We start from the raw sequence: 13,275 nt of genomic DNA, 5'->3' as shown, positions 1-13,275 counted from the left end.
ATGTGGACTATTTCACGGGGAGAATGACCTGACCAGCCGGGCGGTATGGGGAGCAGGGTGCCCTTTCGCCGCCGCATTCGGCGTGTTAACCGGAGGCGATTACGCGGCCATTCTCCTACAATGTCGCGAGCCTGATTCTCGATTGAGCCGCGCCGCATGTTGCGAACCCTGACCATTGCCGGATTTGCGGCCCTTCTGGCCGCCACCTCACTGTCGCCTGCACCTGTGCAAGCGCAGTTTGGTCCGCTGTTCGGCGACACGCCGCCACGGCCGCCGGGGGCCGTGCCGCGTGGCCAGCAACCCCCGCCGCCCATGGACGACGAGGAAGAGGTGCCGGAACTGCCGCAGGGCCGTCTGTTGCCGACCCGTCCGGGCATGGGCGCACCGCCGCCCGGCGCCGTGCAGTCGCAGCCGCTGGCGCCGCCGCCCGGCAGCAACACCACTATCGTTCCGCAGAACCCGCCGGGGCAGGGACAGGCCCAGCAGCCGGCTGCGCCAGGGCAGCAACAGCCCGGCGTCGCCAACGCGCCGCCTGCCGCCACTCCCGGTGGCCGTCAGCCGCCGAAGGTGGCGCCGCCGGCGCCAGCCACGCTGCAACCCGGCGATGAGGTCGTTACCGAGCCGCCGGCGCAGAAGATCGTCAACAAGAAGGCGAGCTTCTCGGGCCTCGACAAGATCACCGGCCGCATCATCAATTTCGACGCTGACATTGGCGAGACTGTGCAGTTCGGCGCGCTCCGCGTGAAGACCGATGCCTGCTACACGCGTCCGGCGACCGAGGCGGCGAATACCGACGCTTTCGTCGAGGTCGACGAAATCACGCTGCAGGGCGAGGTGAAGCGGATCTTCTCCGGCTGGATGTTTGCGGCCAGTCCGGGCCTGCACGGCGTCGAACATCCGATCTACGATATCTGGCTGACCGATTGTAAGCAGCCGGAAGCGACGGTTGCGACGACACAGCCCGACGCCCCGCGTGCGCCGCCGCCGGCCCAGAAGCGTGCGCCGCCGAAGCAGCAGCCGCGCGCCCAGCAGCAGCCCCTACAGCCGCCACCGGGCTTCCCGGCGTTCCGGCAGTAAGCGTTACGGCGCGTCTTAAGAGGCGCTATTCCGTCCCGCGATGATGTCCAGCACCGTCGCGCCCTTGAGCGGGAAATCCATCGGCAGTCTGTCGAATTCCGCAATGCCGTCGAGCGACGCGTCGAGCAGCTTGCGATAGCGGGCCCGCGGCACTTCCTGTGCGCCGAAGCTCAGCAGGTGATCGGTGACATATTGGGTGTCGAGCAGCTTGAAATCGCCGGCGATCAGCCGGGCGACCAGATGCACCAGTGCCACCTTCGAGGCGTCGCGCGCATGATGAAACATGCTCTCGCCGAAGAACGCGCGGCCGAGCGAGACGCCATAGAGCCCGCCGGCCAGTGTGTCGTCCTGCCAGACTTCGACGCTGTGCGCGTGGCCCATCTCGTGGAGCTCGCCATAGAGATCGCGGATACGCGTGTTGATCCAGGTGTCCTCGCGGCCCGGCTTTGGCGCGGCACATTCGGCCATCACGCGCTTGAAGGCGGTGTTGACGGTCACTGTGAAAACGTCGGAGCGCACGGTGCGAGCGAGGCGCGAGCTGATGCGAAAACCATCCAGCGGAATGACGCCGCGCATCTCGGGCTCGACCCAGAACAGGCCGGGATCGTCGGCGCTTTCCGACATCGGGAAGATGCCGCAGGCATAGGCGCGCAACAGCAGTTCGGGCGTGACCTCGGAAGAGGCGGAGTCGCGTGAGCTCATGCGGCCAGCATAGCAGGCCGAGGCGGCGCGGGCGACGGTCTCGGTGCTCAACAGGCGCTGAGCGGATTGAAGGTGCCTCGGAGGATCGGAATCACGAACCAAGCAATGCTTATGCCCGGCATTTGGCTTACTTATTGGATCGGTGCTGGTCGCGCAGGACACACTGACGCCAACGCGGGCTGATCAATCTGGAACCGCTCAACAACCGGCCTGCCGCGCCCGATTGTTGCTTGATTGTTCGGACGACGGGCATAGCTATCTGGATGCAGGCAGGGAGCCTGTTCACCATGACGAATATCGTGACAATCGACGGCAAGGCATCGATCAAATCGACAACGCCTCATCGGGTGGTCGTTGTCGGCGCCGGCTTCGGCGGGCTGGAGACCGTATATCGGCTGACCGGTGCCGATATCAGCATCACCATTGTCGATCGCCGCAATCATCATCTGTTTCAGCCGCTGCTGTATCAGGTCGCGACCGCATCGCTGGCGACATCGGAGATCGCCTGGCCGATCCGCTATCTGCTGCGTGGACGCAAGGATGTCACGACACTGCTCGGCACCGTGACCGGCGTGGATGCGGCGGCGCGCCGGGTGCTGCTCGATGACGGGCAGACGCTGCCCTATGACACACTGGTGCTCGCCACGGGTGCCGGCCACGCCTATTTCGGCCATGATGAATGGGAGCCGTTCGCGCCGGGCCTCAAGACGCTGGAAGATGCGACCACGCTGCGCCGCTGTATTCTCACGGCCTTCGAGCGTGCCGAACGCGAGAGCGATCCCGTCAAGCGCGCGGCATTGCTGACCTTCGTGATCATCGGCGCCGGACCGACGGGTGTCGAACTCGCCGGCACCATCGCGGAGCTCGCGCGGGTGACGCTGCCGGAAGATTTTCGCAATATCGATACGCGCGAGACGCGCGTGGTGCTGATCGAGGCGGGGACACGCGTGCTCGCTGGATTTCCGGAGGACCTGTCGGCCTATGCGCAACGCTCGTTAGAGAAGCTCGGCGTTGAAGTCGCGCTCGGACATGCCGTGTCCGATTGCAACATCGATGGCGTTGTCTATGGCGACAAGGCACTCGGCGCCAGGACGATCATCTGGGCGGCAGGCGTGCGCGCGTCGCCGGCTGCCGAATGGTTGGGCGTTGCCGCTGATCGCGCCGGACGTCTGCAGGTCAACCCGGATCTTACAGTGCCGGGTCATCCCGAGATATTCGCTGTCGGTGATACCGTGACCATTGCCGCCCCTGACGGCAAGCCGGTGCCCGGCATCGCGCCGGCCGCAAAGCAGGAAGGGCGCTACGTCGCGTCAGCAATCAAGCAGCGTCTGCGCGGTGAGGCGCCCGTGCCGTTTCGCTATTCGCACGATGGCAGTCTCGCACAGATCGGCAAGAAGCTCGCCGTGATCGACTTCGGCCGCGTCAGGCTGCGCGGCGCGCTAGCGTGGTGGATCTGGGGCATCGCCCATATCTATTTTCTGATCGGGCTACGCAATCGTCTTGCCGTTGCGATCAACTGGCTCTGGATCCACACACTGGATCAGCGCGGCGCGCGGCTGATCACGCAGGGGCGTGCCGTCGTCGACGTCAAATCCGTGCCGTCGCATAGCGGCGAGGAAAAGCGCGTCAGTTCGGCGCGCTGAAATCTTGGGGCGGTTGCCAGGGCGGTTTGGCAAAAATAGACGCCATGGATGCCGCCAAGCGTGGGCGGCGGCTGATCCAGCCTGAGAGCGTTGCCTGACTGTGCGCCCACAGGCCGAGGTACGCGCACGCAATGTGCTGGTGATCGGCAGTGGCAGCTTCACTCATAATCAGTCGTCGGCTTGCTCCCCATGCGGTGAAGAAAACGATCCGATAGACGAGCATTTCCTGCCGCTCCATGTCGGGTTCGGGGCTGCCAGCGCAACGCCGCGCGTAACCGGCTGCATGACAGCGCGACCTTTGCTGCGGATGCGAAAGGAAAGAGAGGCGCGCTCTAAGATGGTGATACATGCGGCGCAGATCGCGTTGGCGGTTGCTCGCCGGGCAACAACTGGTGTTACGTTGCCGGACGTATTGTCGCAGGTACGGCGGCTCGGTTCGCCGGGGGAGAAGCTGTGTCGCTGAGCTGGAAGAAGATTGCACCTCTCGCTGTCTGGCTGGTGCTGTACGTCATCCCGATTCCGGCAGGGCTTGTCGCCAATCAGTGGCATTATTTTGCCGTTTTCGCTGCGGTGATTACCGGCCTGATCCTGGAATCCATGCCCGTAGGCGCGGTCGGTCTGATCGGTCTGACCTTTGCGGGCGTGATGGGATATGTCGAACACGATCCCAACAAGTCGCTGCGCTGGATGCTGAGCGGATTCTCCGAAAGCACGGTGTGGCTGATTGTCGGCGCCTTCGTATTCTCGATCGGCTATCGCAAGAGCGGTCTTGGCAGGCGTCTGGCCTTGCTGCTGGTTCGCAGCCTCGGGCGCAACACGGTGGGACTGGGTTACGCCGTTGCGCTGTCCGATCTCGTTCTCGCGCCAGCGACGCCATCGAACACCGCGCGCAGTGGCGGCACGGTCTATCCGATTGTCAGCAACATCCCGAAGATCTACGGATCGGAGCCGGGTCCGACAGCCGGCAGGATCGGAACCTATGTGATGTGGACCGCCTTCGCGGCGACCGCTGTAACGAGCTCGATGTTCCTCACCGCGCTTGCGCCCAATGCGGCTGCTCTGAGCATCGCCAAGAAGATCGTGAGCGTGGACGTCGGCTGGTCACAGTGGTTCATCGGCTTCGCGCCGCTCGGCGTCCCGCTGATTTTGCTTCTGCCACTGCTGAGCTACGCAATTTGCCGACCGGAGGTGAAAGAAAGCCCGGAGATCGTGGCGTGGAGCGCGAGCGAACTCGCGTCGATGGGGGCGTTGTCGCGCAGTGAATGGATCATGGCCGGACTGGTCGTGCTTGCGATGTTCCTGTGGATCACCGGATCCAATCCTGACATCTCGCTGCCGGGCGTCGGTTCGAACTTCATCAATGCGACCATGGTGGTGTTCGTTGTGATCTCGCTGATGCTCGTCACCGGCGTCATCACGTTTTCCGACATCATCGCCGAGAAAGCGGCGTGGGAGGTGTTTTTCTACTTCACATCGCTGCTGACGTTGTCATCCGGCCTCAACGACATCGGCTTCATCAAATGGGCTGCCGCCGGCCTGGCGGCTCCACTCGCCACATTCAGCCCGACCATCGCGATGATCCTGCTGGTCTCGATCTTCTTCTGGATTCACTATTTTTTCTCGAGCATCACGGCGCACGCGGCGGCGATGCTGCCTGTCGTGCTGGCGGTGGGGTCGAGCATTCCCGGAATCCCGATGTCGACTCTGACACTGCTCTGTATCTATTCGCTTGGCCTGATGGGCGTGATCTCGCCCTATGCCACCGGACCGGCGCCGATGTATTTTGGCAGCGGTTATATCGGCAAGGCCGACTTCTGGAAGTTCGGCCTGATCTTCGGGTTGATCTATTTCGCCGGCTTGCTGCTGGTCGTAATGCCCTGGCTGCTGATGATCAACTGAGCCACAGTCCAAGGAAGTGTCGCGTGGTCGGAGGCGCCCGCGTGTCGGTGCATCTCGCTACCTGGTGCCGTAAGCACGGTCACCAGCGTCACCGAGACCCGGCTCGATATAGGCGTGATCGTTCAGCCGGTCGTCGATCGCGGCTGTCCAGATCGGCACATCGGGGTGATAACCACGCAGGCGCTCAATACCTTCCGGCGCTGCCAGCAAGCAGACGAAGCGGATATCCTTGGCGCCGCGTTCCTTGATGCGATCGATGGCGGCGACGGCCGTGTTCGCCGTGGCCAGCATCGGATCGATCACGATCACCAGACGCTCGTCGAGATTGGTCGGCGCCTTGAAGAAGTATTCCACGGCCACAAAAGTTTCGGGGTCGCGGTACAGGCCGATATGCGCGATACGCGCTGACGGGACGAGGCCGATCATGCCTTCGACGAAGGAGAGGCCGGCGCGGAGGATGGGCGCAAATACCAGTTTCTTGCCGGCGATTTCCTTGCCGGTCATCTTCATGATCGGCGTTTCGATCTCGACATCGGTGAGCGGCAGGTCGCGCGTCACCTCGTAGCATAGCAGCATGCCGATTTCGTTGAGCAGTTCGCGAAAGCCCTTGGTGGAGCGGTTCTTGTCGCGGATCAGCGTCAGCTTGTGCTGCACCAGCGGGTGATTAACGATCGTGACGCCGTCCATGAACCTCATCCGTTGCGAGAGTGTAAAAATCGTCTTTGAGCTAGAACACCGTGCCGTCGCTGATGACCTTCACCGGCGGCGAATGATCCTCACGGCGCTCGCGCGCCAGGATGCGACCGGCGGCCCATGTGCCTCCTTCGAGCACCTTGGCCAGCGGCAGCGATGTCGCGTCGAGCTTCAGTCTTTGTCGCAGGCCGCCGGCGACACGGTCAAGTAGCGCCACGGTCAGCGCCCGCCATTCCACCACCAGGGGCGAGGATACGTCGTGCTCACGCGCGGCGTCAGCAGGATCGCGAAATTTCAGGACACCACCATCGACAAAAAGACCACCATTGCGATATTCGGCCAGTCCGGTGAGGCCGTCGATATCGGTCACATCGATGCCTGCGGTCTGCAGCGGTTCGATCAGCGAATAAGCCAGCCATTGCGACAGCTTGTGCAGGGGCACAAGGCCGCTCGTCGCATCCGAGGTCGTCATCGCCGGATGCTTCCAGCAATCACCGAGCGCGATGCCATCCAGCGTCAGCCGCGACGGCCAGATCGGGCCAAGTTGCAGCAGCAGTTCCGAGAGGATGGTGGGAGCGGGCAGGCGGCCATTGTCAGCCAGCGACGCCAGACGGTCGAACAATCCGCCGGGCCGCGGCCTATCCCTGGTGCCGAACACATCGGGCTTCGACGCCACGTGTTCGCCAAGCCGGCGCAGCAGATCGGCGCGGCCGTCGATGCCGACCATTGGATTGGTGTCGGAGACCTGCATGCCGCGCTTGAGATCGCTGACGTCGAGCTCTGCGAGCTTGCTGGCATCAGCGCGCAGCGGCTGCGCGGGATCGGCAGAGAACGTGCCGCCGGCAAACATCGCAAGGCTCGCGAGACCGAGACCTTCGGAGCGGCCGATGGCCGCGCCGGTTTGGGGATCGGTATAGCGCCAGGTTGGACCGGCCCCGGCATCGAGGAACACGCTGGTGATGGCGAGATCGAATTCCGCGCGTCCGCGTGCCGCGCGATCAGGCCATGAAATGCCATCCGCGACATCGGCCCAGCGATTGTCGCCGGCATTGACGAAGTGACGCCAGCGCGAATGGAACGGGACATCGAGCGACGGATAGGAGGCGCGCGTCGTGTCCAGCACCAGGTTGATCACGTCGTCCATGCGCGTGAGATCGATACGGAAGTTCGGCAGTTTGTCGTCGAGGCCGAGGGTCAGCATGCGTTGCGAACGGGTGCGCACGGCGTGAGCTGACAGCAACGAGAGGGCGGCAGAGGCTTCCGGGGTCTGGGGATTCACTGCTGATATCTCAATACTTCTCAAGCCCGCGACCGACGGAGTCGATCAGATCCTGCGGTGTCACCGGGTCCGGCGTGAAGTAGCCGGCCGCCTTCTTGGCGGCGATCTCCACATGCGCGTCGGCCGGGATCATGTCGTCGGGGATCGGCACGCGCTCGACGATCTCGACGCCCTGACTGGTCAACGCATCATGCTTCATGTCGCTCATGGAAATGAAGTGATCGATGCGCTTGAGGCCGAGCCAGTGCACGACATCCGGCATCAACTGCTGGAAGCGCGCATCCTGCACGCCGGCAACGCATTCGGTGCGTTCGAAATACTGCGCAGCGGCGTCGCCGCCCTCCTGGCGCTTACGCGCATTGTAGACCAAAAACTTGGTGACCTCGCCGAGCGCACGGCCTTCCTTGCGGTTGTAGATGATGATGCCGAGACCGCCGGACTGACCGGCGCGCGCGCATTCCTCGATACCGTGAATCAGATAGGGGCGGCAGGTGCAGATATCGGAGCCGAACACGTCGGAGCCGTTGCACTCGTCGTGAACGCGGCAGGTGATCTTGGTCGTGTGATCCGGTAGCTTGCTGACGTCGCCGAACAGATAGGCGGTAGTCCCGCCGATGGGCGGCAGGAACACCTGCAGGTCAGGCCGCGTCACGAGTTCGGGAAACATGCCCGCGGTCTGTTCGAACAGCTGGCGGCGCAGATTGTTCTCGCTGGTATCAAAGCGTTTGGCGAGACCGGGCAGATACCACACGGGATCGATGGCAATCTTAACGACGGAGACGCTGCCATTGGCATGCACGACGTCGCCGTCGTGTTTGAGGCGACCGCCAGCGATCGCGGCCTGCAGCTCGGGCAGATCGAGCCGCGCCTTGGTGATCGCAATGCTCGGGCGGATATCGATGCCTTCGGCGATCTCGGGCGCAAAGTTTTCGGCAACGAGATGACCCCAGGGATCGAGCGATACGATCTTCTCGGGATCGGTCCATTGTCCGAAAGGCCCGACGACAGCAGCGGGATGGGTGTTTGTGAGATCGGGACGCTTCAGCGGATCAAGCGCGCCCGATGAAACCGCGAGAGCGCGATAGACTGAATAGGAGCCGCCATGGGTGCCGATGACGTTGCGGTCCTGCGGGCGGGAGACGGTGCCGATGACCGGCCCGCGTTCGCGTGCGGAGGCTGCGCCCCACTGGATCGGGAAGTGATGCTTGGCGCCCGGCGCAGGATGCGACGTCAGGCGAATATGATCGATCCGGTTGGAACGGCTCATCGCAAAGGCCCCCTAAAATGGCAACGGCCCGTCTGGAAGGACGGGCCTTATTGCTAAGGAAGCAACTAACTATAACTATCTCCCGAACAAATGCAACAGGGCGAAAGACGCGGTAGCCGGCACGGGATGTCCCACAAGCTCCGCCGCACCCCATATGCGCCGGTTGCCGACAATTTCAGCGTGTTCGGGCCTTGTGTCACGCGATCGTCACGGCGAGCATACGCTTTATCAACCATGTTGGAGTGCCTGATATGCGCGCCGTTCTGGATCATTGTAGCGATGGCGTGAAGCACCGCGTTGCAGCGGGCGATACGATCATCCGGGAAGGACAGACCAGCGGGCATTTGTTCGTGCTGATCGAAGGGCAGCTCGATGTCGTCAAGGGCGACACGGTGGTTGCGAGTTTGACCGAACCCGGTGCTGTGGTCGGTGAAATGTCGGTGCTCCTCGAACAGCCGCATACCGCGACCGTGCGTGCCGCGATGGAGACGCAAGTCTATGAATTCGAGAATGCGACGGATTTCTTGCGGGATCACCCGACCGTCGCGCTGATGATCGCGCGGCTGCTGGCGCAGCGGCTCAATGTGGCGACGAGCTATCTTGCCGATATCAAGCAGCAATATGCCGGCCATGGTACGCATCTGTCGATGGTCGGCGAGCTCCTGGACAACATGGTCAACCTGTCGCCGACGAAGGTGTCACCAGGTCCGGATCGGGGCTCGGATCGACAAAACGATCCACGGATGTGAGCCATGCGGGCGCGACCTTGATCGGTAACGCCGGACGCTGCAGCGGAGCGTTCAGATCGATATGGTCAGCGCCTTCCGCCGATAGCCAGAATGCTGTGCCGTCATCGAGGTCGAGCACGATGTAAGTTGGCGGCCGTCCGAACTGTCGGCCTGCATTGAACACCCAGGTCTCACCAATCCGGTCGTACCATGAGCCGTCTTTGACAAATGGAGACTCATGCACGTGGCCGGAGATCACCATCGCGGGCCGATGCGCCTCGATCCATTGCACCAGTTCGACATCGCCGAAGTAACGCTTGCCGCCCCAGCTCGTCGGCGAGTTGGTCGGCGGTGCGTGATGGACCCAGATCCAGCGTTTTGCGCTCTGTGCGGATGCTTCGCTGAGTTGTTGCACGATACGCTGCTGCACCAGCGGACCGTCCCACCATGGGCAAACCGTGAAGAGCGTATCACCGATGGTGAGACTGTCACCGTCACAAGCAATGCCGAGTTGTCTGACATCGCCAACCCATCGCGCGATCTTCTCGCCTTCATCGTTGCGTTCGTCGAGATCGTGATTGCCAGAGCACAGGATCACCTTGGTGCGTTGGGCAAGCAGGCCGAGATACTTTTTCACCACCAGGATTTGAGCGCGGAAGTCGACGACCGAGGCGATATCAAGAGCGTCGCCAGCAAAGATCACGAGGTCGAATTGCGGCGCGACGCTCAGCAACCAGTCGAACTGGGGCAGAGAATAATGCAGGTCGGCCACGACAAGGCAGCGCATATGAAATCCGAGGTCTGGAAAATGGAGGAAATATCAGCAGACTGAAAGGCGCAGTCTAGGCACGCGGGAACACCGCGCAAGGCAGCGAGGCGCGGCATATTTGTGCAGTCGAGGTGATCGTTGTGCAGGCAGGCCTAGCCCGCAGCGCTCACGGATGGTTTTGCCGCGGGCTTGGTGACGGCGCAGAACCGCAGCACGATACGGGTGCCGGTATGGTCGGGATCGCGTTCGACGGACGCTTCGAGCTTGCTGGCCATGGCATTGACGATGCGCTGGCCCATGCCGGTGGAGCGCGGGTCGACTTTCACGTTGAGGCCGACGCCATCGTCAGTGATCGACAGTTCGAGCTGGTCGCCCTGCGCGGTGAGCACGACATGGATCGGGCCGGCGCCGTCGGGATAGGCGTATTTGACGGCGTTCATCACCAGTTCGTTGACGATGATGCCGATCGCCACGGCGCGATCCGGATCGATCTCGACAGATTCGGCCTTCAGCGTCAGGCGCGACATCCGGTTGCCTTCGGCCGAGCGGCGGAGATCTTCCAGCAGGGCTTCCAGATACTGATTGAGCAGCACGCTGTTGAGGTCGTGCGAGGTGTACAGCCGGCGATGGACCTGCGCCACGGCAGCGACACGGCCCATGGCATTGGTCAGCGCCACCTTGACGTGATCTTCGCTGGTTGAATTGGCCTGCAGATGGAGCAGCGAAGCGATGATCTGCAATGAGTTGCCAACGCGGTGATTGACCTCGCGCAGCAATACCTCGCGCTCGGCCGCGAGGGCAGCGTAACGATCACGCGATGCATGAACTTCCGCTTCGGCGTCGTCGCGGGCCTTTGATATCAGGGCCTGTTTGATGGCGGTCGTGCAGGCGACATGCAGCAGCGGCAGGAAGTCGCCCTGGGTGTCCTTCACCAGATAGTCGGCGGCACCCGCCTTAAGGGCGGTCACGGCAATCTTGCTGTCCTGCGACGCCGTGACGAACACCACCGGAGGAGGCGAGGGCAGTTTCTGGATTTGCTCAAGCGTTTCCAGCCCGTCGAGGCCCGGCATGTACTGATCGAGCGCGATGACGTCGATGCCACCCTGCTTGATCCGTTCGATCCCGGCTTCGCCATTGTCGCAATGCTCAACGCCAAAGCCCTGCCGCGTCAGGCCGCGCGACACCAGCCGCGCAAGACCTGCGTCGTCATCGATATACAGCAGCGTAGGCGTCGTGGCAGATGTCATGTGGACGCTTGTGGAACCTGAATGACGGAGAAAAACAGACCGAGTTGGCGGATCGCGTTGGCGAAGCTCTCGTAGTTCACGGGCTTGGTGATGTAGACGTTACAGCCCAATTCGTAGCAGCGTTTGATTTCCTGCGCGTCGTCGGTAGTGGTGAGGACCACGACGGGCGCGCATTTGAGAAATTCGTTCTCTTTGACACGCTTCAGGATATCGATCCCGGTCATGTCGGGCAGGTTGAGGTCGAGCAGAATCAGCAGGGCTTCGCCCTTGTGATCGAGGCCAGTGCTATCTTTGCCGAACAGATAGTTGACGGCGTCTGTACCGTTGGTGAACGGGATGATCTCATTATTGACACCCGAGCGCCTGATATTGCGTTCGATCAGACGGGCGTGACCCTCGTCGTCTTCGATCATAATGATGGTAACTGGCTTACTCATGTTTGTTTATCCCGGTTATGCCCCGTCCATCTGGCCGGCAGCGTGACGGTGAAGTTGCTGCCGTTGCCGAGTTCCGATGACACCGACATGGTGCCGCCCATTCGTCGCACCAAAGCGCGCACATGGGCCAATCCGATGCCCTGGCCGGGCTTGTCCTGTGTACCCGCACGGCGGAAAAGATCAAAGATGCGCTGATGATCCCGGGGATCGATGCCGCGGCCGTTGTCGATGATCTCGAAGATCGCAAAGCCCATCTTGGTGCGGCCCTTGACGAGAATGTCGCCAGGGACGCCGGGCTTCAGATATTTCAACGCATTGTCGATCAGGTTGCCGAAGATCTGTTCCATTGCGAGACGATCGCTCTCGATGTCAGGCAACGGCTCGATGCGGATCTGGGTTTCGGTCTCGGCTGCCTGATGCGCCACCGTGGAAGCAATGCCTTCGATGAGTTCGCGGGTGTCGATCTTCACCGGCTTGAACTCCCGCCGGCCCTCGCGGGTCAGATTGAGAATAGCGCTGATCAAGCGGTCCATCTTCCCGATCGACGATTTGATGAAGCCGAGCGCCTCGGTGAAATCGGCGGAGAGTTGCTTGTCCTGTTCGGGCAGCGCTGGCTCCGGCAATTCGCCGTTCACATCGGGCACGACGGGGTCTGCATTGGCGAGCGTTGCGATGCGCCTGAAGATATCGCCGCGCAGCTCCTCGAGCTCGCTGGTGAAGCCCATGATGTTGACCAGCGGCGAGCGCAGGTCGTGGCTGACGATATAGGAGAAGCGCTGCAGCTCGTCGTTGGCCTCGCGCAAGTCGGCGGTGCGCTCCTCAACGGCGGCTTCGAGGTCGACGTTGCTGTCGCGCAACCTGGCCTCCGCCTCATCGCGGGCGTTTGACGAGCGGCGCACGAGGAAGATCGACAGCGCCGCCAAGAGCACCACCAGGCCGGAGCCGGCCACGGTGACCCACGAGGCCCATTGCTGGCTCTGGTCGGCCGTCCGGGTGCGTTCGACGAACAGGCGGCCTTCTTCGGCGCGCATCGCGCGGGTGATATCGGCGATGTCTTGAACGGCCTGATTGGCACCGCCGCGACGAAGGATGTCGATGCTCGACTGGATGTCGTTGTTCTTGATGCGGTCGATCCCCCTGGCGAATTCCGCCAGTCGCTGCTCGACGGCTGCACGCAGTTTGACCGTGTTGGCGACCTGGGCCGGATTGTCGTTGGCGAGGGCCACCAGTCTGTCGACGGCCGGCAGGATCGCGGCCGCCGAGGTTTCGTATTCGGAAAGGAATTGTGGACCGCTGGACAGCAGATAGGCGCGGGTCGCGCTTTCGGTCCGGCGGATTTCCAGCAGCAGGTTCGATATCTGGTTCTGGACTTCGACGGTGTGGACCACCCACCTGGAATCGTCACGTGCCTGATTCACCAGGATAACGGAGGCCGCGCTGATGGCGGCAAGCACCAGCAATCCCGCCAAGAGCACCAGGATTTGCCATAGCGCTCGCCTGCGGGCGGCGTCAGCGGTCACGTAGTACTCGCTTG

At 62.5% G+C, this 13,275-nt stretch carries 13 protein-coding genes; 4 read left to right on the top strand and 9 right to left on the bottom strand.

The genetic code is table 11. The features are described 5' to 3' along the window. Positions 1 to 156: 156 nt before the first annotated feature. Entirely contained in the window at positions 157 to 1,077 is a 921-nt protein-coding gene (locus AB8A50_RS07345; RefSeq protein ID WP_439077264.1) for a DUF2155 domain-containing protein, read from the top strand. A 15-nt stretch (positions 1,078 to 1,092) separates the two neighbouring features. Here the strand turns inward: AB8A50_RS07345 and aat are convergent, their stop codons facing one another. Continuing rightward, the gene (gene aat, locus AB8A50_RS07340; RefSeq protein WP_439079929.1) at positions 1,093 to 1,779 is read right to left on the bottom strand and encodes a leucyl/phenylalanyl-tRNA--protein transferase; all 687 of its coding nucleotides are present in this window, start codon (positions 1,777 to 1,779) and stop codon (positions 1,093 to 1,095) included. Positions 1,780 to 2,066: 287 nt separating this feature from the next. On the opposite strand from aat, the gene AB8A50_RS07335 reads away from it, so the two are divergent. After that, positions 2,067 to 3,422, top strand: a complete 1,356-nt coding sequence (locus AB8A50_RS07335; RefSeq protein WP_439077263.1) for an NAD(P)/FAD-dependent oxidoreductase — start codon at positions 2,067 to 2,069, stop codon at positions 3,420 to 3,422. Here AB8A50_RS07335 and AB8A50_RS07330 read toward each other — a convergent pair. Next, positions 3,406 to 3,660, bottom strand: coding sequence for a hypothetical protein (locus AB8A50_RS07330; RefSeq protein WP_439077262.1), 255 nt, complete (start codon positions 3,658 to 3,660; stop codon positions 3,406 to 3,408). The two genes, AB8A50_RS07335 and AB8A50_RS07330, sit on opposite strands and share 17 nt — an antisense overlap. Before the next feature lie 215 nt (positions 3,661 to 3,875). On the opposite strand from AB8A50_RS07330, the gene AB8A50_RS07325 reads away from it, so the two are divergent. Then, on the top strand, positions 3,876 to 5,321 hold the full coding sequence (locus AB8A50_RS07325) for a DASS family sodium-coupled anion symporter (protein WP_439077261.1): 1,446 nt from the start codon (positions 3,876 to 3,878) through the stop codon (positions 5,319 to 5,321). A 57-nt stretch (positions 5,322 to 5,378) separates the two neighbouring features. Here the strand turns inward: AB8A50_RS07325 and upp are convergent, their stop codons facing one another. From upp to AB8A50_RS07310, 3 genes are read right to left on the bottom strand one after another with little or no spacing between them, the layout of a single operon-like run. Continuing rightward, the gene (gene upp, locus AB8A50_RS07320; protein ID WP_068736713.1) at positions 5,379 to 6,008 is read right to left on the bottom strand and encodes a uracil phosphoribosyltransferase; all 630 of its coding nucleotides are present in this window, start codon (positions 6,006 to 6,008) and stop codon (positions 5,379 to 5,381) included. A 40-nt stretch (positions 6,009 to 6,048) separates the two neighbouring features. After that, a complete protein-coding gene (locus AB8A50_RS07315) occupies positions 6,049 to 7,293 on the bottom strand; it encodes a URC4/urg3 family protein (RefSeq protein WP_439077260.1) in 1,245 nt (414 codons plus the stop codon). Between the two features lie 10 nt (positions 7,294 to 7,303). Continuing rightward, on the bottom strand, positions 7,304 to 8,560 hold the full coding sequence (locus AB8A50_RS07310; protein WP_439077259.1) for a GTP cyclohydrolase II: 1,257 nt from the start codon (positions 8,558 to 8,560) through the stop codon (positions 7,304 to 7,306). A gap of 251 nt (positions 8,561 to 8,811) precedes the next feature. On the opposite strand from AB8A50_RS07310, the gene AB8A50_RS07305 reads away from it, so the two are divergent. Continuing rightward, positions 8,812 to 9,309, top strand: coding sequence for a Crp/Fnr family transcriptional regulator (locus AB8A50_RS07305; RefSeq protein WP_439077258.1), 498 nt, complete (start codon positions 8,812 to 8,814; stop codon positions 9,307 to 9,309). Here AB8A50_RS07305 and AB8A50_RS07300 read toward each other — a convergent pair. From AB8A50_RS07300 to AB8A50_RS07285, 4 genes are all read right to left on the bottom strand, one after another. Beyond that, positions 9,236 to 10,075: a metallophosphoesterase family protein gene (locus AB8A50_RS07300; RefSeq protein WP_439077257.1), complete on the bottom strand. Its 840-nt coding sequence runs from the start codon at positions 10,073 to 10,075 to the stop codon at positions 9,236 to 9,238. The two genes, AB8A50_RS07305 and AB8A50_RS07300, sit on opposite strands and share 74 nt — an antisense overlap. A gap of 134 nt (positions 10,076 to 10,209) precedes the next feature. Beyond that, a complete protein-coding gene (locus AB8A50_RS07295; protein ID WP_439077256.1) occupies positions 10,210 to 11,304 on the bottom strand; it encodes a response regulator in 1,095 nt (364 codons plus the stop codon). Then, positions 11,301 to 11,741, bottom strand: coding sequence for a response regulator (locus AB8A50_RS07290; protein WP_089264105.1), 441 nt, complete (start codon positions 11,739 to 11,741; stop codon positions 11,301 to 11,303). The genes AB8A50_RS07295 and AB8A50_RS07290 overlap by 4 nt, the downstream gene beginning before the upstream one ends. Next, positions 11,738 to 13,261: a sensor histidine kinase gene (locus AB8A50_RS07285; RefSeq protein WP_439077255.1), complete on the bottom strand. Its 1,524-nt coding sequence runs from the start codon at positions 13,259 to 13,261 to the stop codon at positions 11,738 to 11,740. The genes AB8A50_RS07290 and AB8A50_RS07285 overlap by 4 nt, the downstream gene beginning before the upstream one ends. Between the last annotated feature and the right edge of the window lie 14 nt (positions 13,262 to 13,275).

Source organism: Tardiphaga sp. 841_E9_N1_2 (assembly GCF_051811065.1).
GTDB classification, from domain to species: Bacteria; Pseudomonadota; Alphaproteobacteria; order Rhizobiales; family Xanthobacteraceae; genus Tardiphaga; species Tardiphaga robiniae.
Note: the sequence above shows the minus strand (reverse complement) of the source record. Positions and strands in the feature narration are given on the sequence as shown.

What these genes read in the sequence shown, in the direction of transcription:
- AB8A50_RS07305 (WP_439077258.1), top strand. Translation starts at nt 8,812, where the DNA reads ATGCGCGCCGTTCTGGATCATTGTAGCGATGGCGTGAAGCACCGCGTT.
- AB8A50_RS07290 (WP_089264105.1), bottom strand. Translation starts at nt 11,741, where the DNA reads ATGAGTAAGCCAGTTACCATCATTATGATCGAAGACGACGAGGGTCAC.
- AB8A50_RS07295 (WP_439077256.1), bottom strand. Translation starts at nt 11,304, where the DNA reads ATGACATCTGCCACGACGCCTACGCTGCTGTATATCGATGACGACGCA.
- AB8A50_RS07335 (WP_439077263.1), top strand. Translation starts at nt 2,067, where the DNA reads ATGACGAATATCGTGACAATCGACGGCAAGGCATCGATCAAATCGACA.
- AB8A50_RS07345 (WP_439077264.1), top strand. Translation starts at nt 157, where the DNA reads ATGTTGCGAACCCTGACCATTGCCGGATTTGCGGCCCTTCTGGCCGCC.
- AB8A50_RS07300 (WP_439077257.1), bottom strand. Translation starts at nt 10,075, where the DNA reads ATGCGCTGCCTTGTCGTGGCCGACCTGCATTATTCTCTGCCCCAGTTC.
- AB8A50_RS07330 (WP_439077262.1), bottom strand. Translation starts at nt 3,660, where the DNA reads ATGGAGCGGCAGGAAATGCTCGTCTATCGGATCGTTTTCTTCACCGCA.
- aat (WP_439079929.1), bottom strand. Translation starts at nt 1,779, where the DNA reads ATGAGCTCACGCGACTCCGCCTCTTCCGAGGTCACGCCCGAACTGCTG.
- AB8A50_RS07310 (WP_439077259.1), bottom strand. Translation starts at nt 8,560, where the DNA reads ATGAGCCGTTCCAACCGGATCGATCATATTCGCCTGACGTCGCATCCT.
- upp (WP_068736713.1), bottom strand. Translation starts at nt 6,008, where the DNA reads ATGGACGGCGTCACGATCGTTAATCACCCGCTGGTGCAGCACAAGCTG.